The sequence below is a fragment of the Salinivibrio sp. ML290 genome, assembly GCF_001995695.1.
In the GTDB taxonomy this organism is placed as follows: Bacteria; Pseudomonadota; Gammaproteobacteria; order Enterobacterales; family Vibrionaceae; genus Salinivibrio; species Salinivibrio siamensis.
The window spans coordinates 141953-164252 of the sequence record NZ_MUEY01000004.1; the positions used below are offsets into that span (position 1 = coordinate 141953).

A 22300-nucleotide genomic window follows, 5' to 3' on the forward strand; every position below is an offset into this window, starting at 1 on the left:
GTTAAGGAGTCGTTATGTTCAAGTCTTCGTTCACACAGTTTTCCTGCCGTACCGCCGTGGCCCTTGCGTTGGTCGCAAGCAGTTCACAGGTGATGGCACATGGCTATTTAGACAGCCCCAAAGCGCGCCAAGCGATTTGCCATGAGCAAGGGGGCTACTGGTGGCCTTCAGATGGGTCACGTATTCCCAATGCCGCCTGTCGCGCTGCGTTCTTAGAGTCGGGGCACTACCCGTTTGTACAACACCACGAATCAGCGCAATTGGTGGCGGATTATCGCAATATGGATGCGGTGAAAGCGGCCGTTACCGATGGCAACTTATGTGGTGCCGGCGATCCCAATAAAGCCGGGATCAGTTTGCCCTCACCGGATTGGCAACGCACCGAGGTCACCCCAGATGGCAACGGCCAAATTGATGTACGCTTTCGCGCCACCACGCCTCATAACCCAAGCTTTTGGGAAATTTATCTCACCAAGCCAGATTACAACGGCGCGACCGATGCGCTGACGTGGGATGATCTCGAGAAGATCGACACCTTTGGCGACCTGCCCATTGTGATCGGCGATGACGGAAACCGTTATTACGAGATGACCGTGACCCTGCCCGCCGATCGTCAAGGTGACGCCATTCTCTATAGCCGTTGGCAACGCATTGATCCGGCCGGTGAAGGCTTCTACAACTGTGCCGACATCACCATCACCCCCAGTCAGACAGCGCCAGCCCAATGGCACGAGCTGGGCTACTTTGTCCCACATCCACAAATGGCAGCTTTGGGCGATCGCGTGCGTGCCCGCTTGCACAACCGCCAAGGCCAAGAAGTGGTAGATGTCACACTCACTCTGACGGACCAAAATGTGGCGGATTGGCCACACGCGCTGGCCAGCCTTATCGAACAACAAGCTAACGAGCCCTTACGTATCGGGGTGATGCGCAACGATGAGATCCAGTTTAATGCCGATGACGTGGTGCAAAACCAAGTCTTTAGCCATCACGATAGCTATAGCTTCAACCTGTCGGTGATCCCGGCTACCGACGAACCCACCAGCGACCTGCCCGCGTGGCGCGCTTCTGAGGTCTATGTGGCCAAGGATCGCGTGCGCTACGGCGATAACATCTACCAAGCAAAATGGTGGACACGAAACGAGCAACCCGGCGCTGCCCTTGTTTGGCAACGCGTGACACAATAAGGAGCAAACATGAAGCCAATGACCCTACTCTCTCTGGCGATTGCTGGGGCACTGGGTGCCAGCCACGCCGTGGCGGCCCCCTCAACCCCAAGTTTGGACTGGAAGCCACAAAACTATTCTTTTGTTGAAGTCGACGAATATGGCCGCGGATCGTACAAAGATCTGGTGCAACGCGTGGACGAAGTCCAAATTGAAATTAAATGGAATGCCTGGTCCGGTGATGGCGGTGATAGCTACAAGGTGTACTTTGACGATCAAGTCGTTAATCAAGGCACCTTACCGGCAGGAACCAAATCTGGCGTTGTCACTTTCCCCTATGACAAAGGAGGCCGCCACCAGCTTAAACTCGCCTTGTGTGAAGGTGGCGTGGATGGCCAGTGTGCGACCAGTGCCGCCAAACCCATCGTGATCGCAGACACCGACGGCGTGCACCTTGACCCACTGCCGATGAATGTAGACCCGAACAACAATGACTACCCCAAACAGCCTGATACCGTGGTGGGGGCATACTTTGTCGAATGGGGCATTTATGGTCGTAACTTCGATGTCAGTCAGGTGCCCGCGGGGAATCTCACCCACATCTTATATGGCTTTATCCCCATTTGTGGCCCCAATGAGTCATTGGGCGACATCGAAAATGGCAACAGCTTGCGCGCACTAGAGCTCGCCTGCCAAGGCTCACAAGACTATGAAGTGGTGATCCACGATCCTTGGGCTGCGGTTCAGAAAAAACTGCCCGGCACACCAGCTAAAGATCCGATTGGTGGCACTTATGCGCAAATGATGGCGCTCAAGCAGCGCTACCCGGATCTGAAAATTCTCCCATCTGTGGGCGGCTGGACCCTATCAGACCCCTTCTATGATTTCACCGACAAAGCCAACCGTGACGTCTTTGTTGCCTCGATGAAAGAGTTCCTACAAACCTGGAAGTTCTATGATGGGGTCGACATTGACTGGGAATACCCAGGCGGTGGCGGTGCCAATCCAGATTTAGGCAATCCAGATAAAGACAGCCAAGCCTACGCGGCCTTAATGCGTGAGCTGCGCGCGATGTTGGATGAGCTCGAAGCCGATACCGGCCGTGAGTACCAACTCACCTCGGCCGTCGGTGCTGGTTATGACAAAATCGCCAACGTCGATTACAGCGCCAGCGCGCCGTACATGGATTATATCTTTGCCATGACCTACGACTTTTTCGGCGCATGGAATAATGTCACCGGTCACCAAACCGCCATTTACTGCGGCAGCCATATGAGCGCCGATGAATGTGATGGTACTGGCGTCGATGATAACGGCGAGCCCCGCAAAGGCCCTGCCTACACGCTCGATAATGGCGTGCAATTACTGCTAGAAAGCGGCGTACCACCGGAAAAAATGGTGATTGGCACCGCGATGTACGGCCGTGGCTGGGAAGGCGTTTTCCCTGCCAATGCGACCGATCCTAGCAACCCGATGACCGCACCCGGAAATGGCCCGATCAAAGGCAGCACCGCAGACGGTATTTGGGAAGCCGGTGTGATTGACTACAAAGGCATCGTCAAATCAATGCTCGGCAGTGCTGGGAACGGCATCAATGGTTTTCAACCCGGCTATGATGAGCAAGCCGAAGCGGCTTATGTTTGGAACCCAGACAACGGTAAGCTCGTCACTTATGACAACCAGCGCTCGGTCAAAGCCAAAGGCCAGTATGTACGTAATCATAACTTTGCCGGTTTGTTTGCTTGGGAAATCGATGCCGACAATGGCGATATCCTCAATGCGATGCACGAGGGATTAGCACAGGATGGTCAACCACCCGTCAATAATGCTCCTACCGTCACCCTTGCGCAGCAAAGCTATACGCTGGCGCCCGGAGCGTCGTTAACCATTGCTGCCAATGGGCGCGATCGGGATGGCGATGCCCTGACCTATCGCTGGCAAGGCGATGCGGCGTTGGCTCTGACCAATAGCGACACGGATTCGGTCACAGTGACCGCTCCCGATGTGAGTACCAGCACCGACTATTCCCTGTCGGTGACGGTGTCAGACGGCCAAGCCAATGCCGAGGCCAGCGCCATCATTAAGGTGGTGGTACCGGGTGAAAACCAAGCTCCTACCGTGGCACCTATCGCCCCTGTTAGCCTGAAAAGCGGTGAGCAAACCAGCGTGACGATTGAGGCAAACGACCCAGATGGCGATACACTCAGCTACACCTACCGTGCATCCGGCGATCTGGCCGTTTCTGGCACCGGTGATCAGGTGACGCTGACCGCGCCCACCGTGACAGAAAATCGCGACTATGTGGTCACGGTCGAGGTCAGCGATGGCGACAACACCACGCAAGCGCAATTCACGGTAACCGTGACGCCGGCCAGTGGCTTACCAACGTGGGATGAAAACACTGTGTATGTGGGCGGCGATCGTGTCCTGTATCAAGGGGTTGAGTATCGCGCCAAGTGGTGGACCAAAGACCAGCGCCCAGACCAAGGCGGCCCATGGGAGCGCGTCGGGGATAGCCAAGCCAACCAAAGCAGTGAATGGCAAGCGACCGTCGCTTATTCCGGTGGCACTGAAGTTGAATATAACAACCAACGCTACCAAGCCAAGTGGTGGACGCAAGGCGACAAGCCGGGCAGCGCCGCAGTCTGGCAATTACTGTAACGAGCTGCTTTTCCTACCAAATAAAAAACGCCCCAAGCTGGGGCGTTTTTCTTCAACGGTGGACAAGAGACAAGGCACTTAACGACGCTGACGCACCGCTTCATACAAGCAGACGCCGGTCGCCACGGACACGTTCAAGCTCGACACGCTACCCGCCATCGGGATCCGGATCAGCTCATCACAGGTTTCACGCGTCAAACGGCGCATGCCATCTCCTTCTGCGCCCATCACTAAGGCGAGCGGCCCCACCAATTTGGTGTCGTAAACATCATGATCGGCTTCACCCGCGGTGCCCACAAACCACACGCCCTGCTCTTTGAGCGCACGCATGGTTCGCGCTAAGTTGGTCACGCGCACCAAAGGCACCACTTCAGCGGCGCCACAGGCCACTTTTCGCGCCGTGGCATTGAGCTGAGCGGACTTGTCTTTCGGGACAATCACCGCACTGACTCCCGCCGCATCCGCGGTACGTAAGCACGCCCCCAAATTGTGCGGGTCGGTGACACCATCAAGAACCAGCAACAAAGGGTTCTCGGTATTGGCGAGGATCGCCTCCAAGTCATTTTCGTTGTACTGACGGCCCGCTTTGACACGTGCCACTATCCCTTGGTGCGACGCACCTTGGGTTTTGTCGTCTAAGGCCTTGCGACCCACTTGTTGGATGCTGACCCCCAACATCGCAATCTCATTTAGCACAGGTACCAGACGTTCATCCTGGCGCCCTTTTAACACCATCACTTCGATAAAGCGGGAAGGGTCGGTCGCTAAAATCGCTTTAACGGCATGAATACCGTAAATTACTTCATTACTCATGATTTACTTCTTTTTCTGACCCGCTTTGGCTTTTTGTTTCTTCGCCTTTTTCTTACGCGCTTTTTCCGCAGGCGATTTCACTTTACGCTTTTTGCCGTTTTTATCTGCAGGCGCCTTGTCTTCTTCAACACTTGGCACCGCACCACGTTTAAGCTGTTGGCGAACCGAGGTTCGCTCACGACGGGCTTGCGGGTCTTTATTCGACTCCGCTCGGCCTTTTTTACGTTTGTCACGAGCCGTTTTACCCGGGCGACGAGCTTTGCGTTCAGAGCCTACCAGCTCAAAGTCGATTTGTCGCTCATCCAAGTTCACCGCCAAGACTTTCACGGTTACCTGATCGCCGAGTCGGAACACACGGCCAGACCCTTCGCCCACCAGGCGTTGCCCTACCATATCAAAGCGATAGTAATCATTGTCGAGGTTGGAAATATGGACTAAACCATCGATATGTAGCTCATTAAGGCGGACAAAGAAACCAAAGCCAGTGACATTAGCAATCACGCCTTCCAGCTCATCGCCAACGTGATCTTGCATGTACTCACATTTGAGCCAGTCCGATACATCTCGGGTGGCATCATCGGCACGTCGCTCTGTTTTCGAGCATTGCTCACCCAGCACATCCATATCATCAAACGAGTAGTGATAGCCGCCAGTGGGTGTCCAACGATCTTGGTTTTTACCCGCTTGTTTGGCAATCAGGTATTTAAGCGCTCGGTGGAGAAGCAAATCCGGATAACGACGAATAGGCGAGGTAAAGTGCGCGTATTGCTTGAGCGCCAAACCAAAGTGGCCTTGGTTATCCGCTTGATACACCGCTTGCTTCATCGAGCGGAGCAGCATGGTTTGAATCAGTTCACTGTCAGCACGACCATGCACCACATGCATCAGCGCCGCGTAATCTTTCGGCGTCGGCTCAAGGCCGCCGCTGAGACTCAAGCCTAACTCGCCTAAGAAATCTTTAAAGCCGCTGAGGCGCTCTTCGCCCGGCGCTTCGTGGACACGATAAAGCGCCGGCTCTTTGTGTTTTTCCACAAAACGGGCAGACGCGACGTTGGCCAGGATCATACACTCTTCGATGATCTTGTGTGCATCATTACGCTCCACCGGCACAATGCGGTCGATTTTACGCTGTGCGTTGAAAATAAACTGGGTTTCCACCGTCTCGAATTCAATCGCCCCGCGTTGCTGACGTGCATCGCTCAGCACCTTATACATATCGTGTAAGGTTTCTAAGTGCGGGACCAGAGAACGGTAGCGCTCACGCAGCTCCTCGTCGCCTTCCAAGATATGGGACACCTTGGTATAGGTCAGACGCGCGTGGGAGTTCATCACCGCTTCGTAATGTTTGTAACCAGATAACGCCCCTGATTCTGAAATCGTCATCTCACACACCATACACAGGCGGTCGACTTGCGGATTCAGCGAGCATAAGCCATTAGAAAGCACTTCCGGCAACATCGGCACGACTTGGTTAGGGAAATACACCGAGTTGCCGCGGTTTTGCGCTTCTTTATCCAGCGCCGAGTCAGGACGCACATAGTAACTGACATCGGCAATCGCCACCCACAAGCGCCAGCCGCCAGAGCGTTTACGCTCACAATACACCGCATCATCAAAGTCGCGGGCATCTTCACCATCGATGGTCACCAGTGGTAAATCACGCAGATCGACACGCCCCTCTTTGGCTTTTTCTGGCACCTCTTCACTCAAGTTGTTGACTTGCTTGAGCACGGCATCCGGCCATTGATGGGGAATATCATGGGTGCGCAGTGCAATCTCGATTTCCATGCCCGGCGCCATGTTCTCGCCCAGCACTTCGACAATCTTACCGACAGGATTGGTTTGGCGGGTTGGCCGCTGCATGATCTCGACCACCACCACATTGCCCATACGCGCACCTTGGGTTTGTTCCTTGTCGATCACAATATCTTGACCAAGACGGCTATCATCGGGCACCACAAAGCCCATACCGTCTTCCACAAAGTAACGACCTACAATCTGGCCTTGGCGCGCTTCGAGCACGCGAACCACACGGGCTTCTTTGCGCCCACGCTTATCGGTACCAACACCTTGGGCTAAAATCACATCACCATGCATCACGCTCCGCATTTGATGATGCGGCAGCATCCAATCATCGTGGTTGCCTTTGCCTTCTGGACGCAGAAAGCCAAAACCGTCACGATGACCAATCACGGTCCCTTTGACCAAGTCCAACCGCTCGGGTAAGGCATAGCATTGGCGACGGGTGAACACCAATTGTCCATCACGCTCCATGGCGCGCAGGCGTCGACGTAGCCCTTCATACTGCTCATCACCAGCTAGGCCCAGATGTGAAAACAGATTATCGCGGCTCACTGGTGCCTTGAAGCTGCGGATAACTTCCAGCAAATGCTCGCGGCTGGGGACCGGATTCTCGTATTTCTCCGCTTCGCGTGCCTGATGAGGATCGGCTGCGAGGCTGCTCGGGGTATTATTTGTCGAACCTGTGTCTTGCGACATAGACCTTTTCCTATTGGCGTATGTTGATTTCATTATATCTGTAAACTGTCGCTATTGCGCCGCGATGATCGCAGTTTGACGTTTTGTTTCAGCGCCTTGCTTGCAGGCAACGAGAGGAGCATGGCGCATTGGCCATATCAAATCAGATTGGGAACAGATGTGTATAGAGAGTGTAACGGATTTTGCGCGCAAAGTCGCCTACTGACAAGACCGACGGCTACCAGTAGCTGGTGCGCCGTTTAGCACGGGCGATAATGTTTTGCGGCATCCGCGCCTCAAGTGCTGAACGTAACTGTGCGATACGATTACGGGTGCGAGAATCCGCGGTGATGGTTTGATATAACCAGCGGTAAGCGTCTTCATAATCAAGCGGCGAACCGACATCGTCCACCAGCAACTCTGCCAGCTGGATCCGGGCACGCGTATCCCCCAACGAGGCAGCTTCACGTAAATAAGGGATCGCACGGTGCTGATCTTGCTGCACCAGTGTGCCATTGGCGTAGTAACGGCCAATTTGCTCCAATGCGGCGGGTAGCCCTTGCTGAGCCGCTTGCTTCATGTAGTAAACACCGAGATCCGCGTCTTGCTCAACACACACCCCCCACGCCAGCATATCGCCATATAAAAATTCATAGGCAGGGGAGCCCACACGGGTGGCACGGGCTTCAATATCTTGTACGAGCTGGCATTCGTCTTGTTTGACGCGCTCAAGGTGAGAGTTGGTTTCAAACAGCGTGATAAGCTCACTTTCTTCGTATAAAGGCACAGCCGCCCCGACGTCCGCATGGGCCGTTGCTGTCGTCAGCGTCGCTGTCGTCAAAGAAAGTGAAAAAATCAGCGTTCGAAACTTCATGCCTACTCGCTATTCAACCAAGAAACCCAACAGCAACGCGCACGCTCGCCGTGTGCTTTTTTGTATCGGCACCTTGCATACTGACTTTAGCAAAGGCGGCAAGTTTTTTCCGCTTTCACGCGATTTGGCTTCCAACGCCACGCCAAAATATGAAAAAAGCCAGCGATCAACGCTGGCTTTTGGTATCGAACCGTCTTACGTGCTTAACTATTAAAAGGATGCACTTTGATAATGGTTTCGTTACGGTCTGGACCGGTCGAGACCACATCGATAGGCACACCAGTCAGCTCTTCGATACGCTTGATGTAGTTCAGTGCAGCTTGTGGGAGCTCATCCAGAGACTTCACCCCAAAGGTGTTTTCACTCCACCCCGGCATGCTTTCATAGATAGGCTCGATGTTCTCATACGCGTCAGCTGCTAGTGGAGACACCTCAACGGTTGAACCGTCTGCCATCTTGTAACCGGTACAGATTTTGATTTCTTCCAAGCCGTCCATCACGTCAAGCTTGGTTAAACAGAAGCCTGATACCGAGTTAATCTGTACCGCACGACGCATGGCCACCGCATCAAACCAACCACAACGACGCTTACGGCCAGTGGTGGCACCGAATTCAGCGCCCTTGGTACCAAGGTGCATGCCAATCTCATCATCCAGCTCAGTCGGGAATGGGCCTGCCCCTACACGGGTGCAGTAAGCTTTAGCAATCCCCAATACATAGCCAAGATGACGAGGACCAAAGCCTGAGCCCGCTGCAACACCGCCGGCGGTGGTGTTTGAGGAGGTCACATACGGATAGGTGCCGTGGTCGATATCAAGCAAAGTGCCTTGCGCGCCTTCAAACATGATTTTGTCACCACGCTTGCGGGCATCATCCAGCTCTTGAGTCACGTCCATCACCATGCCGGTGAGGATGTCCGCTTGCTCCATGACTTTCGCCAAGGTCTCTTCGTAGCTTACTGGCTCGGTTTTGTAGAAATGCTCAAGCTGGAAGTTATGGAACTCCATCACTTCTTTAAGCTTTTCAGCAAAGGCTTCTTTGTCGAACAAATCGCCAACGCGTAGGCCACGACGGGCGACCTTGTCTTCGTACGCAGGACCAATACCACGGCCTGTGGTACCGATAGCTTTCTTACCGCGTGCTTGCTCACGTGCTGCGTCAAGCGCAATGTGATAAGGCAGGATCAGTGGACACGCTTCTGACAGGAATAGGCGCTCACGCACAGGCACGCCACGTGCTTCCAGCTCACCCATTTCTTTCAGCAAGGCGTCCGGGGACAGCACCACACCATTGCCGATAATGCATTTAACGTTGTTGCGGAGGATACCAGAAGGAATCAAGTGTAGGACGGTCTTTTCACCGTCAATGACAAGAGTATGACCTGCGTTGTGACCGCCTTGGTAGCGAACCACGTATTTTGCATCTTCAGTCAAAAGATCAACGATCTTTCCCTTACCTTCGTCACCCCATTGGGTGCCGAGAACGACTACGTTATTACCCATCTTCTTCGATATGCAGCTAGTTAAAAATGGATTCTAGCACCTTAAAAACTCGGTTGCAGTCATTTTTTAACCGTATTGACATTTTCACTTGTCTGCTCGGTGCCAGGTGGCTGAATGCTAGGTTAAAAGCTGGTAAGCCAGCACACTCCCAATCACCACTAAGCAGCCACCAATACGCCGCAACTGGGTGTCAGATTGTTCACCTAAAGCCATGACCATTTGTCGCCACTGTTTCGGCAGTAACATCGGCCCTAACCCCTCAACCACTAATACCAGCGCTAGCGCGCCCCACAAGCTAGTCATTCTTACCTCCTACGTCGAAAATAGGGGATGACGACATAAAAAAAGACAAGGCCAGAGCCTTGTCTTTTATGCGTCGCTACCCATCTAACGATTTACTTTTCTATCGCTTCAGGTTGCTTCATGTATTTGAAGAAATCACTCTTCGGATCCACGACGAGCATATCGCTCTTGCTGTTAAAGCTCTTACGATACGCTTGTAGCGAGCGAACAAAGCTATAGAACTCAGGCTCTTTTTTGAAAGCGCTGGCAAATAGCTTCGCCACTTCTGCGTCAGCTTCACCACGAGTGATCCGCGCTTGACGTTCTGCTTTGGACAAAATCGTCGCCACTTCGAGCTCCGCTTGCGCACGAATGATTTCCGCTTGCTCGCGACCCTGTGCGCGATGGCGACGGGCGACAGCCTCACGCTCAGCACGCATACGCGCATAAATCGACTCACTGATTTCACTCGGTAGGTTGATACGCTTGATACGCAAGTCAATCAACTCAATCCCTAAATCACGCGAACCCTCGCTGGCCGCCCGCTCAAGGACACTTTTCATCACTTGATCACGTTTTTCAGACACAATCTCTTTGATGGTCTTGTTACCAATTTCGGCACGCAGGCCATCGGCAACACGACGTTGCAACAGAGATTCAGCCGTCAATTTATTACCGCCCCCTGTGGACAGATAGTACTGGCCAAAGTCTTTAATACGCCATTTGACGTAAGAGTCGATAATAACGTCTTTTTTCTCCGCGGTAACAAAGCGGTCAGCGCGATCATCCATGGTTTGAATACGCGCATCCAAGGTCTTAACGCGATCAAATAACGGCAGTTTGAAGTGCAGACCGGGCTGGTAGATTTTCGCCACGTCGTTATCCGCTTTAAGCACACGTCCAAAACGGATCACAATGCTACGCTCACCTTCACTCACCACGAAGATCGACATCAAAAAGACCACTGCCGCTAGGACGACAACTGGGATCATCATCTTACGCATGCTTAGTATCTCCCTTCTCGTGATGAACCAGAACGCGGCGCCGACTCTTGCTGTTGAGGCTGAGAGCTTTGCTCAAGCTCAATACCATATTGGCTGCTCGACGTTTCTTTACGCTGGTTAGCGCCAACGGCTGCGCCTCCCATTAGCTTATCCAGTGGGAGATACATGAGGTTGCTGTTTCCGCTTTGCGAATCCACCATCACCTTACTCGTATTGCTGTACACTTCTTCCATGGTCTGAATGTATAGCCGGTTACGCGTCACACGAGGTGCATCACGATACTCAGGCAAGAGTTTCTCAAATTGAGAGACTTCACCCTCTGCTTCGTTAACGGTACGCTCTTTGTAACCCAATGCCGCTTTTTTCAGCGTTTCAGCACGACCCGTTGCTTTCGGCAACACATCATTACGATACGCTTCGGCTTCACGGATAAAGCGGGCCTCATCCTCTCGCGCTGCAATCGCATCATCAAAGGCGTCTTTGACCTGCTCCGGTGGGCGCGCATACTGGAAGTTGACATCCACCACCAACAAGCCCATATCGTACTTGTCGATGATTTCGTTCAGCTCAACCTGAGTGCGCTCACGCACTTCTTGACGGCCACGAGTGATGATGTCATCCATCAAAGAGTCACCGACGACCGCACGCAATGCTGAATCGGTTGCTTGACGCAAGCTGTCATCTGCATTGGTCACGCTATAAAGATATTGCTGTGGATCCATCACGCGGTACTGAACGTCCATCTCCACGTTGACGACGTTTTCATCTTTGGTCAGCATCAGGCCAGAGCTATTGAGCGAACGAATCGACTCTACATCCACCGTGCTGACCGTATCCACAAAGGTTGGCTTCCAGTTCAGGCCCGGTTGAACGATACGATCATACTGACCAAACCGCAGCACCACACCACGCTGGGCTTCTCCAATGGTATAGAACCCGGAAATACCCCAGACAATGATACCTATCAGCGCGAGAACGCCTAGCCCTGCCATACCACCGCCGAACGATGGTCCTTTACCTTTTCGGCCACCTAAGCCGCCCAATTTGCGGCTTAGTTTGTTAAACAATTCATCAAGATCCGGTGGCCCTTGATTACGGCCTCCACGATTCCCCCAGGGGTCTTTGTCGGGACCGCCATTGTTTCCTGGCTCATTCCACGCCATTCGCGCACTCCATCAAATTGATCTGACGATAATTTTTTACTCTAGCAGCCTAATCACTGACGATAAAGTCGCCGAGTTGGTTGCCTTCTCTTTTTTCTAACCGATACCAGTCCGTTTGCGGCAGCCTGACATCGACGAGTAGATGCCCATCATCTTGGTACTCTTCACTGATAACGCATCGCATCTGGTGAAATTTACTTTGCATTCGCCCAGCCATACTTGGTGGCAGCCGTAATTGATGCCGCACCATGGTGCCAGATAAACGCTCGGTAAGGGCTTCAAATATGAGCGCGATACCTTGACCAGACAACGCTGACACCCATACTGCTTTCGGAACGCCCTCTTCGTCCCGTTCAATACGAGGCTCAGCCTGATCCAGACTATCTATTTTGTTCATAATGATAAGATGAGGCACATCCGCCGCATCGATTTCATCCAACACACTGTTGACCGCTTCAATGTTGTCACCAAAGCGTTCATCACTGGCATCGACCACGTGTAGTAGCAAGCTCGCTTCTTGCGTTTCTTGAAGCGTTGCTTTAAATGCCGCGACTAAGTCATGCGGTAAGTGACGAATAAAGCCGACGGTATCCGCCAATATCGCGGTACCCACGTCGTCCACTTCAATACGGCGCAATGTCGGATCCAAGGTGGCAAACAGCTGATCGGCCGAATATACCCCCGCTTCGGTGATCCGATTAAACAAGGTCGATTTGCCCGCATTGGTATACCCGACCAATGACACAGTCGGCACTTCCGCCCGCGCGCGCGCACGTCGCCCTTGCTCACGCTGCTTCGCAACCTTATCCAGTCGCTTTAAAATCGCTTTCACCCGATCACGCACTAAGCGACGGTCTGTTTCTAACTGTGTTTCACCCGGGCCACGCAAGCCAATCCCGCCTTTTTGACGCTCAAGGTGAGTCCAGCCTCGCACAAGCCGGGTAGATAAGTGGCGTAACTGAGCCAGCTCAACTTGCAACTTACCCTCATGGGTACGCGCACGCTGGGCAAAAATATCGAGGATCAATCCGGTTCGGTCTAACACTCGGCATTTAAATCGCTGCTCTAGGTTGCGCTCTTGGGCCGCGGATAAAGTGTGATTAAAAATCACAATGTCCGCGCCGACTTGTTGCACAGTATCTGCTATTTCTTGGGCTTTTCCCTCGCCAACAAAATATTTGGGATGAGGGGACTGACGGCTGCCGACAACAACTTGCAAGGCATCGACACCCGAGGATGACACCAGCATTTGAAATTCGCTGAGATCATCCCACTCGCCATCATGGGTAAAGTTTATATGAACGAGTACAGCCTGTTCACCGGCCTCGTAACGGTCAAACAAGCGATAGACTCCTTAGCAATAGAATGCTTTATTCCTCAGGTTTTTCTTGCTGACGTTCGCCCTGTGGACGCTCACCAGCCCCTTGATTATTGTTGTGGTGGCTCACAGCACGTGCCGGCACAACGGTTGAAATCGCGTGCTTGTACACCATTTGATTAACCGTATTTTTTAGCAGGATCACGAACTGATCAAACGATTCGATTTGGCCTTGCAACTTAATACCATTTACTAGGTAAATGGAAACAGGAATGCGCTCACGACGTAACGCGTTCAGGAATGGGTCTTGTAATGATTGCCCCTTAGCCATTATTTCTTTTCCTTATTTGTTTGTAATTGTAGTCAATTGTCGCGGTTAAGCAGCGTCCTTGTCAGTGACAGTATACATCAAGTTTCCGTCCCTGCCGTCAACGCTTTTGTCACCGTTTGTAAAGACAGCGACGGCGTGTCGCTATCAAGCCACGTCACATTATCCCAGCCTCTTAGCCAGGTTATTTGACGCTTGGCTAACTGGCGCGTCGCGCAAATCCCACGGTAAACGGCTTCATCATGGGTGCAACGTCCGGCCAAATAGTCCCACATCTGACGGTACCCGACACAACGAATCGATGGCAGATCGACATGCAGATCATCACGTTCGTATAATGTGCGTACCTCTTTTTCAAACCCCGCGTCGATCATTTTATCGAAACGAAGCTCGATGCGGCGATGCAATTCGCCTCGATCCTGAGGCGCTATTGCAAATTGGTGTACCTGATACGGCAAAGGTTCACCTTTTTTTTCTGTTAATGCTGTTAGGGTCTGCCCACTGATCCGATAGACTTCTAACGCCCGCATGATTCTTTGCGGATCGTTAGGGTGGATCCGAGCGCCCGACACGGGATCAACCTCGCATAACTGAGCATGTAATGCTTCCCAACCATGCTGTTGCGCCTCGTTTTCTAACCCCTCACGGATATCAGGATCCGCACTCGGCAACGGCGATAGCCCTTCTAACAATGCTTTAAAATACAGCATGGTGCCTCCCACCAACAGTGGGATCTTACCATCGGCGACAATCGTCGCCATTTCTGTGAGCGCATCTTCACGAAAATCTGCCGCCGAGTAGGCTTGAGACGGATCACGAATGTCGATCAAACGATGCGGCGCTTGCGCTAATTCCTCCGCTGTCGGCTTGGCGGTGCCAATATCCATCCCGCGATAAATCAGTGCCGAGTCGACACTAATGATTTCTACCGGCAAGGTCTGGCGCAGCGCAATGGCCAGATCCGTTTTCCCGGACGCGGTCGGTCCCATCAAAAAAATCGCTTTAGGCAGCGGATTAGTCATGCTGTAGTGCTTCTATCACTGAGGTCAGGTCGATGCGTTTAAAGTAGCGCTGGCGGCCCTTTTCTAACGCGTCCCCCTGCCAATATTGTTCAACGTCCGATACGGTTTGTACCGCTTGCGCAAGGCTGACTGGATCCGATGCTACTGTCAACTGCTTTGCCAGCCAACAGCACATACTCGCGCTGTGATCCATGTGGGATTGCTCAGGATCTAATTGCGCTAAAAACGCCAATAACGCAGGGATAAAAGCCTGTAAGTTATGCTGTCTTAGTGGCTGACAGACTGACATCACCATTAATTGCTGCCCTTTAGGGCGAATATGAATACCAAACTGCCCAAGTAACGCCTGATACTGGATCACGCGCTGACACTCTTCTGCAGAGGCAGATAACCGTTGTGGGATCAATAGAGGTTGCGTGACTAGCCCCTCACCCAGAGCGGGTTGTAGCGCGCCTTGATGGCGCCAGCATTCTAACCGGTGATGATCGGCCAGCCATAATCTCTCACCCCATGCCATCAGCACATAGTGCTGCTCAACCACCGAAAGCACCTTCCCTAATCCAGGCTGACCCGTGCTCGTGGTTGTTGAGACGGTATCAAGAGCTGCCGGGACGCTGTCGAATGGCGACAAATTCGTCGCACGCGTTAGCGTGGCACCACCTAGGTCAGTCCCGGCATCCGGTTGGGGGGTCATCAATGCTTGATACGCTTGCGTCGCTTGCTTTGAGGGTGAACGAGAAGGAGCATCCGCTCTCCCCGGCCAGTCTGAACCGTGAGAAGGTCGGCCACGCGTTGAGCCGTCATCGGCGTGGTGCTTATACGCTGTATCACGCGACCAGGAAGCCGCTGATGCCCCGTCTTCCTGCCGTTTACCAGGGTAATCAGGGAACGCGTCAACCGCTTGTTGGTAAGGGTTGGGGTTGGCGGTCGCAGAGGCACGCGGCTGATAAGTGACCGCTTCTCTCACTTCGCCCGTCTCAGGGTTCACACTGTGGTCTTCAGGTAACGACGCTTGTTGTAAGCCGTCATAAATGGCTTGATAGATAAAATCATGCACCAAGCGCGCCTGATGAAAACGGACTTCATGTTTCGCTGGGTGCACATTGACATCCACTTGATGCGGATCGACATCAATATACAGTACGAAAGCGGCGTACTGATCCCTTGCAAGGCTTTGTTCATAACCTTGGCGAATCGCGTGATTAATCAGCTTATCTTTCATCATGCGCTGATTAACAAAGCAATGCTGCATATCATTTTGCTGACGAGCACCTTCTGGTGTGCAAATCCAGCCTGTCAGTGCCATGTCGTGATGATGCAGGTCAATCCGCAACGCATGCTCAACAAACTTTTGCCCACAAATCGCCTTCACGCGGCGTAATGGATCGCCGTTTTCTGGCACACGTCGATACTGGCGCACTTGGGTACCGTTATGGCGCAGGTTGATGGTGATATCAAACCGGCTCAATGCAATGCGCCGCAGTAACTCATCAATGTGGCCAAACTCGGTTTTCTCAGTGCGTAAAAATTTGCGCCGCGCTGGGGTGTTAAAGAATAAGTCCACCACCTCAACGGTACAGCCAACCGGGTGGGCGGCGGGCTTTACATTCACCGCCATCTCTCGCCCCTCAGCAAACGCCGACCATGCTTCTTGCTGGTCAGCAGGGCGCGAGGTGATAGTAAGACGTGATACCGAGCTTACACTCGCTAGCGCCTCACCGCGAAATCCGAGGCTCATGATCGCCTCAAGATCATCCAAGCTGTGGATCTTAGACGTGGCGTGTCGACTGAGGGCAAGTTGCAGATCCGCTTTGCTGATCCCACACCCATTATCACGCACGCGGATCAGCTTGCTTCCCCCTTTTTCAATATCCACATCAATACGGGTCGCTCCCGCATCAATGCTGTTTTCGACCAGCTCTTTCACCACCGAGGCGGGACGTTCGACCACCTCCCCAGCAGCAATCTGGTTAGCAAGGCGCGCGGGTAAAATCTCAATCGCCATATCAGCTTCCTGGGATGATCAAGGTTTGCCCAACCGCCAGCGTATCAGAGTGTAATTCATTGGCGCGACGGAGGCTCTCAATGGTCACTCCGTAATTGCTGGCAATTTTGCCAAGGTATTCACCGCGTTTGACTTTGTGTTTGACCGCTGGCGATGTCGCACCCGGCACGCTTAGCTTTTGCCCCACCCAGAGCGTGTCAGACTTCAAGTTATTCGCGCGGCGCAGCGTCGCCACCGAGACCTGATAATGCTCGGCAATTTTGCCAAGAAACTCTCCGCGACTCACGGTGTGCGTCAGCGTACGCGTTGACGTCGTTTTGCTGGTCTTGCCTGCTAATTTAGCGACATCAACATTAGGGATCGATAACACTTGGCCAACCCGCAAGGTATTGGAGGTTAATCCATTCGCCGATTTTATCGCGGCGACGGAACTCTTATATTTTTTGGCAATGACCGACAGTGACTGGCCGGCACTGACTTTGTGTTTTACCCCGTTTTTGCGCGCAGCAAACAAGGTGCCATCCGGCGGGAAGCGCTCAAAATAATTGCGAATACCATGATAGACCGCATCCGCGAGCCGGCGCTGATGATCCCGCTGAAATAGCAGGCGTTCTTCTTGTGGATTAGAGATAAAGCCAACTTCGACGAGCAAAGACGGTATGTCTGGTGACTTTAATACCGCGAGGCTGGCGTGCTCTGGACTCGATTTATGTAATTTGGTGACTTTGCCGAGCTCCTTTAGGACGCGTTTCGCAACATTAAAGCCTTCCTTTTGCGAGTTACTAAACTGCAAGTCCAATACCGCACGACTTAAGTATTCGTCCTCATTATTCTGTGCCAGCAAAGAGCCCCCACCCAACAAGTTAGATTGCTCTTCATGTTTTTCTATCCAACGACCAATTTCACTGTTCGCACGGCGACGAGAAAGGACCCATACCGATGCGCCACGAGGTTGTGGTTTATGGAAACCATCTGCGTGCACCGAGACCAATAAGTGGGCTTTGTGTTGACGCGCAATTTCAGACCGACGGTTCAAATCGACAAAGTAATCCCCCGTCCGCGTTAAAACCGCACGCATGCCAGGAACAGCGTTAATGCGTGCCGCCGTTTGCTTAGCGATAGAGAGCGTGACATATTTTTCAAATTTACGGCTAGGCCCCACCGCACCGGGATCATTACCGCCATGCCCGGCATCGATTGCCACCACGATATCCTCGGTGCCAAAAGGCAATGCAGCCACCGTCTCACGTCGCTTCTTTTCAGCAACAGACAACGCGGGTTTATTTTTATCTACTTTCTTAGGATGGGGTAAATCAACCACCAGCCGGTGGCCATATTCTCCCCCGGGGGCGAGCGAGAAGATATGCGGCTTGGCACCGTCTTTTAACTCAAAAACTAACCGATACGTCGATGCCTCGGGCGGACTGCTCTTACGGATTTTACGCAAGATATCACTGCCTTTGACCGGCTTAGGTAAGCGCGTAGCCAGCTGGCTCTGCTTTAAATCAACCACCAGCCGATCGGGACGTGACAGTGAGAAATAGCTAAAATCCGGTTTATCTTCAAGATCTACCACCACCCGTGTCTCATTGGGGGCGGGCCATACCCGAATATTTTCAATCTTATTGGCCCAACTTGTTGCACTCAACAAACTGGCGATCATCAAGATGCAAAGCCGCTGCCACATCATGCTAGTCTTCCCATTCTAGACGGTCGATAATTGCGATCCCAACGCGGGTATTCGCGTCAATAACCAGCTCACGCTGCTCACCGTCATAGCGCAGAGTAATGTCTAGATCGGCGCGCGGTAACCAGCCTTGGCCTTTTTCCGGCCATTCAATCAAGCAAAGCGCCTGATCATTAAAATAATCACGGATCCCCATAAACTCCAGCTCTTCCGGATCGCCCAACCGATAAAGGTCAAAATGGTATATGTGCCAGGGTGGCAATAGGTAAGGTTCCACGAGCGTATAGGTGGGGCTTTTCACATTCCCGGTATGTCCCATTGCTTGCACAAAACCGCGGCAGAAGGTGGTTTTGCCGGCGCCAAGATCACCGTGCAAGTAACAAGTGGTATTTTGCGTACATGCACGCGCCAACGCGGCACCAAACGCCACAGTGCGATCGGCATCAGTCAATGAGGTGGTAAAAGTCTGGGTCATACTACAAAGGGATCTCATCTTTATATGGGTATTCGTCGCACCTTGCATGGCTACCGCCACCCGTGCGCTAATCTACTAATTGTTGCAAATAGGGGAATAGATCGCTGGCCAATAACCCCCGTTCACCTGCCTCGGCCGCCTTATCACCCGCTTTGCCATGAAGATAGCACCCCAGAGCCGCGGCAGGAAATAAGTCTACGCCTTGCGCCAGAAGACTGCCTATGACACCCGACAGCACATCGCCCATTCCCCCAGACGCCATGCCAGGGTTACCGACATTAGCAACAGCATAATTTGTGCCATCATATACGATTGTTCCCGCTCCTTTAAGTACGGCAACGCCACCATAACGCGTGTGTATCGCTTTGACGGCAGCAAAGCGGTCAAGTTCCACTTCTTTGGTTTCACAACCTAATAAGCGCGCGGCCTCACCGGGATGTGGGGTGAGGATCCAGTCATCGCGATGTTGTGGCTGCCGCGCTAACTTATTGAGGCCATCCGCATCAATCACCTTGGGCGTCCGGGCACTCATGGCGATCGTCCACAACGCATCCGACCACGCACTCTGACCGAGTCCCGGGCCAATGACCAAATGTGTTGCCCATGCCAACGTCTCACTGAGTGATTGGCCGGGCTCCCACCCTTGCGTCATCAGTTCTGGCTGACGTGTTACCAGCATCAGGGTATGCGCTTTTTGCGTCACAACTTTGACAAGCCCGGCACCGGTTCTTAACGCCGCTTGCGCTGACAAGGCCACTGCGCCCGCCATGCCCTGATCGCCCCCTAAACATAGGACGCGACCGAATTGTCCCTTGTGTGCGCTACGCGAGCGTTTAGGTAAATGCGGCTCGACCCAGTCATCACGAACAAGGTAACCCGCAGGGGTGGACTGACGCGAGAATGCTGTCGCGACATTCAGGCCTGCAAACATTAACTCACCGCGATGGGCAACCGCTTGGCCGGTGAGCAATCCTTGCTTTAACGCAATCAAGGTGACGGTCACATCGGCGTCAATAGCCACGCCTTTCACACAGCCACTATTGGCACAAAGCCCAGAGGGAATATCTACCGCAACCACAGGTACCGCCGCGAGGTTGATGGCGCTGATCGCCTGAGCAAACTCCCCCTCCACGGCACGCGATAATCCGGTACCCAAGATAGCATCGACCACCACATCGAACTGGCTGATCGTTGGTGGGTGTTCAACATAGCTACCACCACAATCTTGCCACTCTTGCCAAGCGGTCGCCGCATCACCCTCCAGTTTGCTTGGTGTCACTAGCGACCACACGGTAACGCTTAACCCCGAGGATTTGGCAAGCCGCGCAATCACATAACCATCACCCGCATTATTACCGGCACCACATACGATTAATAGTCGAGCCGCATTGGGATAATGTTGATTGATACAGTCAAACACTGACTGCCCAGCACGTAGCATTAGCTGATACATGGGAATCGACAGTGCACGCGCGACCGCTTGCTCGCCTTCACGAACTTGCTCTGCGCGATAGAAACTCTGTGGTAAACTTGTCGCCATTAAGTGCCTCCATTGATTGTACTGCACCACCCAAGGCCTCAGGATCTACCGCTATGTCGCAACCCAAGCCCGATGCATCCATTGATTTCGACCAACTTGCCCAACGTATCAAGCAATGGGGGCAAGCGCTAGGCTTCCAGCAGGTGGGGATCACGGATGTTGATCTCAAGCAACATGAAGCGCAATTACAGCGCTGGCTCGACAACGGGTATCACGGTGAGATGGCGTGGATGGCCAGACATGGGATGATGCGTGCGCGACCGGACGAACTGGTGCCAGGCACAGTGCGCGTGATCAGTGTGCGGATGAACTACTTGCCGCCTAACGCGGGCTTTGCCCAAACACTGGCCAATCCTGATTTAGGATATGTGAGTCGTTACTCGCTGGGACGTGACTACCATAAACTGATTCGGAATCGACTCAAAAAGCTGGGCCAACAGATTGAGGCTGAAGTGGGCCCATACGGATATCGTCCTTTTGTCGACTCTGCACCTGTTTTAGAGCGCCCGCTCGCGGAGAAAGCCGGCTTAGGTTGGACAGGCAAACACTCCCTGATCCTCAATGATGAAACCGGATCCTGGTTCTTTCTCGGTGAGTTATTGGTGGATCTTCCTTTACCCGTCGACACCCCTGTCGAGAATCAGTGCGGTAAATGTGTTGCCTGCATGACCAGTTGTCCCACTCAAGCAATCGTCGCAGAAGGCGTGGTCGACGCGCGCCGCTGCATTTCCTACCTGACTATCGAATATGATGGCGTGATCCCCTTAGAATTTCGCCATGCCATCGGTAACCGTATCTATGGTTGCGATGACTGCCAGCTGGTTTGTCCGTTTAACCGTGAGGCCGAGATCACCTTAGAGGCTGATTTTCATTGTCGCCCCAGCCTCGAACAACAGCCACTCACCACGCTGTTCAACTGGGATGAGGAAACCTTCTTATCACTCACACAGGGGTCGGCGATACGTCGCATCGGGATCCAAAAATGGCGGCGCAACCTAGCGATTGCCATGGGCAATGCCCCCTTCAATCAAGCGATCATCGATAGTCTCAAGGCGCGGCTCGGTGAGGACAAGCTGGTTGACGAACATATTCACTGGGCACTCAGCGAACAAGAGAAAAAACGACAGCGTATTGATGTCAAACCATTACCCACAGGGACGCGTCGTCTCGTGCGCATTATAGAAAAAGGATTGCCTCGTGACGCTTAATCGGGGCTTACAAGCGGAAAGATGACGCTATTCACATAATGTGGAAAACCGTCACGCAATGCGCATTTATGGTGCGCTTTTTGATAGTTAAACACATTGATGGTGCATTAAGCGAGCAAGATCACGTAAGTGAATAACACTGTGGAAAAGCGTTAGCTAACCTGAAAGAAAACCATGTATTTTTCTTATTTTACAAGCATTTAAGGTATGTTTGCGTTTATTTCACATGTGCAACATAGATACCGTGCCTGATGATAAGATAACCAGCACCGTACACAGCAACAAATCCATTAACTGGTTTATCCACAACGCTTTCTCTGTGGATAAGTCTGTGCAGTATTGGTAAAAACCGCGCCACCGTGCGCTTTCAGAGAAAGCATAAACAGATGGGATTTGTGTAAGAAATGATGCTTCACAGCATTAAAGATGGCGCTATCTTAAACGCCACACTGGTGGTTAACCAAGTGATTGGAGCGACACACGGGGTTCGAACCCGTGACCTCAACCTTGGCAAGGTTGCGCTCTACCAGCTGAGCTAGTGTCGCTTATTCCGAATTGTTGTTTGGAGCGACATACGAGGTTCGAACTCGTGACCTCAACCTTGGCAAGGTTGCGCTCTACCAGCTGAGCTAATGTCGCATTGCTGATGCATTACATCGCATTTTAATTTGGAGCGACACACGAGGTTCGAACTCGTGACCTCAACCTTGGCAAGGTTGCGCTCTACCAGCTGAGCTAGTGTCGCTTAGATCGACCTGATCAACATCAGATCGA

The 22300-nt window shown here is 52.7% G+C and carries 17 protein-coding genes, 3 tRNA genes and 2 pseudogenes; 5 read left to right on the forward strand and 17 right to left on the reverse strand.

Annotated elements, in window-relative coordinates:
* The first annotated feature begins 14 nt into the window (after nucleotides 1-14).
* The 4 genes and pseudogenes from BZG23_RS05845 (at nucleotide 15) to BZG23_RS16920 (ending at nucleotide 3827) form a co-directional block, all read left to right on the forward strand.
* Complete coding sequence (locus BZG23_RS05845; protein ID WP_077606414.1) at nucleotides 15-1187, forward strand: lytic polysaccharide monooxygenase; 1173 nt, start codon at nucleotides 15-17, stop codon at nucleotides 1185-1187.
* An 18-nt stretch (nucleotides 1188-1205) separates the two neighbouring features.
* Nucleotides 1206-3185 (forward strand): annotated as a pseudogene (locus tag BZG23_RS05850) (glycosyl hydrolase family 18 protein); the annotation flags it as partial.
* 96 nt (nucleotides 3186-3281) lie between these two features.
* A pseudogene (locus tag BZG23_RS16915) lies at nucleotides 3282-3518 on the forward strand (Ig-like domain-containing protein); the annotation flags it as partial.
* A 9-nt stretch (nucleotides 3519-3527) separates the two neighbouring features.
* Entirely contained in the window at nucleotides 3528-3827 is a 300-nt protein-coding gene (locus BZG23_RS16920; RefSeq protein ID WP_443216276.1) for a carbohydrate-binding protein, read from the forward strand.
* 78 nt (nucleotides 3828-3905) lie between these two features.
* On the opposite strand, the gene rlmB is transcribed toward BZG23_RS16920, so the two are convergent.
* The 14 genes from rlmB to BZG23_RS05925 all read right to left on the reverse strand — a co-directional run bounded on the left by rlmB (nucleotide 3906) and on the right by BZG23_RS05925 (nucleotide 20318).
* Nucleotides 3906-4640 (reverse strand): 23S rRNA (guanosine(2251)-2'-O)-methyltransferase RlmB, encoded by a 735-nt coding sequence (gene rlmB / locus BZG23_RS05855; protein WP_077606416.1) that lies wholly within the window; start codon nucleotides 4638-4640, stop codon nucleotides 3906-3908.
* 3 nt (nucleotides 4641-4643) lie between these two features.
* Nucleotides 4644-7139 carry a ribonuclease R gene (gene rnr, locus BZG23_RS05860; RefSeq protein WP_046074373.1) on the reverse strand — a complete coding sequence of 832 codons (2496 nt, stop codon included), beginning with the start codon at nucleotides 7137-7139 and terminating at the stop codon, nucleotides 4644-4646.
* Nucleotides 7140-7356: 217 nt separating this feature from the next.
* Nucleotides 7357-7992 carry a flagellar protein MotX gene (gene motX, locus BZG23_RS05865; RefSeq protein ID WP_046074374.1) on the reverse strand — a complete coding sequence of 212 codons (636 nt, stop codon included), beginning with the start codon at nucleotides 7990-7992 and terminating at the stop codon, nucleotides 7357-7359.
* Nucleotides 7993-8195: 203 nt separating this feature from the next.
* On the reverse strand, nucleotides 8196-9494 hold the full coding sequence (locus BZG23_RS05875; RefSeq protein WP_046074376.1) for an adenylosuccinate synthase: 1299 nt from the start codon (nucleotides 9492-9494) through the stop codon (nucleotides 8196-8198).
* Nucleotides 9495-9611: 117 nt separating this feature from the next.
* A complete protein-coding gene (locus tag BZG23_RS05880) occupies nucleotides 9612-9797 on the reverse strand; it encodes a DUF2065 domain-containing protein (RefSeq protein ID WP_046074377.1) in 186 nt (61 codons plus the stop codon).
* Between the two features lie 92 nt (nucleotides 9798-9889).
* Entirely contained in the window at nucleotides 9890-10780 is an 891-nt protein-coding gene (gene hflC / locus BZG23_RS05885; RefSeq protein WP_046074378.1) for a protease modulator HflC, read from the reverse strand.
* A 2-nt stretch (nucleotides 10781-10782) separates the two neighbouring features.
* Nucleotides 10783-11943 carry an FtsH protease activity modulator HflK gene (gene hflK, locus BZG23_RS05890; protein WP_077606418.1) on the reverse strand — a complete coding sequence of 387 codons (1161 nt, stop codon included), beginning with the start codon at nucleotides 11941-11943 and terminating at the stop codon, nucleotides 10783-10785.
* 49 nt (nucleotides 11944-11992) lie between these two features.
* A complete protein-coding gene (gene hflX / locus BZG23_RS05895; protein WP_046074380.1) occupies nucleotides 11993-13285 on the reverse strand; it encodes a ribosome rescue GTPase HflX in 1293 nt (430 codons plus the stop codon).
* A 28-nt stretch (nucleotides 13286-13313) separates the two neighbouring features.
* Nucleotides 13314-13592: an RNA chaperone Hfq gene (gene hfq / locus BZG23_RS05900; protein WP_046074381.1), complete on the reverse strand. Its 279-nt coding sequence runs from the start codon at nucleotides 13590-13592 to the stop codon at nucleotides 13314-13316.
* Nucleotides 13593-13669: 77 nt separating this feature from the next.
* Nucleotides 13670-14611 (reverse strand): tRNA (adenosine(37)-N6)-dimethylallyltransferase MiaA, encoded by a 942-nt coding sequence (gene miaA, locus BZG23_RS05905; RefSeq protein ID WP_046074382.1) that lies wholly within the window; start codon nucleotides 14609-14611, stop codon nucleotides 13670-13672.
* Complete coding sequence (mutL, locus tag BZG23_RS05910; RefSeq protein ID WP_077606419.1) at nucleotides 14604-16616, reverse strand: DNA mismatch repair endonuclease MutL; 2013 nt, start codon at nucleotides 16614-16616, stop codon at nucleotides 14604-14606. Before mutL ends, miaA begins: the two co-directional genes overlap by 8 nt.
* Before the next feature lies 1 nt (nucleotide 16617).
* A complete protein-coding gene (locus tag BZG23_RS05915) occupies nucleotides 16618-18306 on the reverse strand; it encodes a LysM peptidoglycan-binding domain-containing protein (RefSeq protein ID WP_077606420.1) in 1689 nt (562 codons plus the stop codon).
* 1 nt (nucleotide 18307) lies between these two features.
* Nucleotides 18308-18778 carry a tRNA (adenosine(37)-N6)-threonylcarbamoyltransferase complex ATPase subunit type 1 TsaE gene (gene tsaE, locus BZG23_RS05920; RefSeq protein ID WP_046074385.1) on the reverse strand — a complete coding sequence of 157 codons (471 nt, stop codon included), beginning with the start codon at nucleotides 18776-18778 and terminating at the stop codon, nucleotides 18308-18310.
* Between the two features lie 67 nt (nucleotides 18779-18845).
* Nucleotides 18846-20318, reverse strand: coding sequence for a bifunctional ADP-dependent NAD(P)H-hydrate dehydratase/NAD(P)H-hydrate epimerase (locus BZG23_RS05925; protein WP_077606421.1), 1473 nt, complete (start codon nucleotides 20316-20318; stop codon nucleotides 18846-18848).
* 80 nt (nucleotides 20319-20398) lie between these two features.
* On the opposite strand from BZG23_RS05925, the gene queG reads away from it, so the two are divergent.
* Nucleotides 20399-21526, forward strand: coding sequence for a tRNA epoxyqueuosine(34) reductase QueG (queG, locus tag BZG23_RS05930; RefSeq protein WP_158010030.1), 1128 nt, complete (start codon nucleotides 20399-20401; stop codon nucleotides 21524-21526).
* Between the two features lie 469 nt (nucleotides 21527-21995).
* On the opposite strand, the gene BZG23_RS05935 is transcribed toward queG, so the two are convergent.
* The 3 genes from BZG23_RS05935 to BZG23_RS05945 form a co-directional block, all read right to left on the reverse strand.
* Nucleotides 21996-22071 (reverse strand) — tRNA-Gly (locus BZG23_RS05935).
* 18 nt (nucleotides 22072-22089) lie between these two features.
* Nucleotides 22090-22165: transfer RNA gene (locus BZG23_RS05940), tRNA-Gly, on the reverse strand.
* 30 nt (nucleotides 22166-22195) lie between these two features.
* Nucleotides 22196-22271: transfer RNA gene (locus tag BZG23_RS05945), tRNA-Gly, on the reverse strand.
* Nucleotides 22272-22300 lie beyond the last annotated feature (29 nt).

Bases quoted from the DNA above. Each gene is read 5' to 3' on its own strand.
- BZG23_RS05845 (WP_077606414.1), top strand. From the start codon at position 15: ATGTTCAAGTCTTCGTTCACACAGTTTTCCTGCCGTACCGCCGTGGCC.
- rlmB (WP_077606416.1), bottom strand. From the start codon at position 4,640: ATGAGTAATGAAGTAATTTACGGTATTCATGCCGTTAAAGCGATTTTA.
- rnr (WP_046074373.1), bottom strand. From the start codon at position 7,139: ATGTCGCAAGACACAGGTTCGACAAATAATACCCCGAGCAGCCTCGCA.
- motX (WP_046074374.1), bottom strand. From the start codon at position 7,992: ATGAAGTTTCGAACGCTGATTTTTTCACTTTCTTTGACGACAGCGACG.
- BZG23_RS05875 (WP_046074376.1), bottom strand. From the start codon at position 9,494: ATGGGTAATAACGTAGTCGTTCTCGGCACCCAATGGGGTGACGAAGGT.
- BZG23_RS05880 (WP_046074377.1), bottom strand. From the start codon at position 9,797: ATGACTAGCTTGTGGGGCGCGCTAGCGCTGGTATTAGTGGTTGAGGGG.
- hflC (WP_046074378.1), bottom strand. From the start codon at position 10,780: ATGCGTAAGATGATGATCCCAGTTGTCGTCCTAGCGGCAGTGGTCTTT.
- hflK (WP_077606418.1), bottom strand. From the start codon at position 11,943: ATGGCGTGGAATGAGCCAGGAAACAATGGCGGTCCCGACAAAGACCCC.
- hfq (WP_046074381.1), bottom strand. From the start codon at position 13,592: ATGGCTAAGGGGCAATCATTACAAGACCCATTCCTGAACGCGTTACGT.
- miaA (WP_046074382.1), bottom strand. From the start codon at position 14,611: ATGACTAATCCGCTGCCTAAAGCGATTTTTTTGATGGGACCGACCGCG.
- mutL (WP_077606419.1), bottom strand. From the start codon at position 16,616: ATGGCGATTGAGATTTTACCCGCGCGCCTTGCTAACCAGATTGCTGCT.
- BZG23_RS05915 (WP_077606420.1), bottom strand. From the start codon at position 18,306: ATGATGTGGCAGCGGCTTTGCATCTTGATGATCGCCAGTTTGTTGAGT.
- tsaE (WP_046074385.1), bottom strand. From the start codon at position 18,778: ATGACCCAGACTTTTACCACCTCATTGACTGATGCCGATCGCACTGTG.
- BZG23_RS05925 (WP_077606421.1), bottom strand. From the start codon at position 20,318: ATGGCGACAAGTTTACCACAGAGTTTCTATCGCGCAGAGCAAGTTCGT.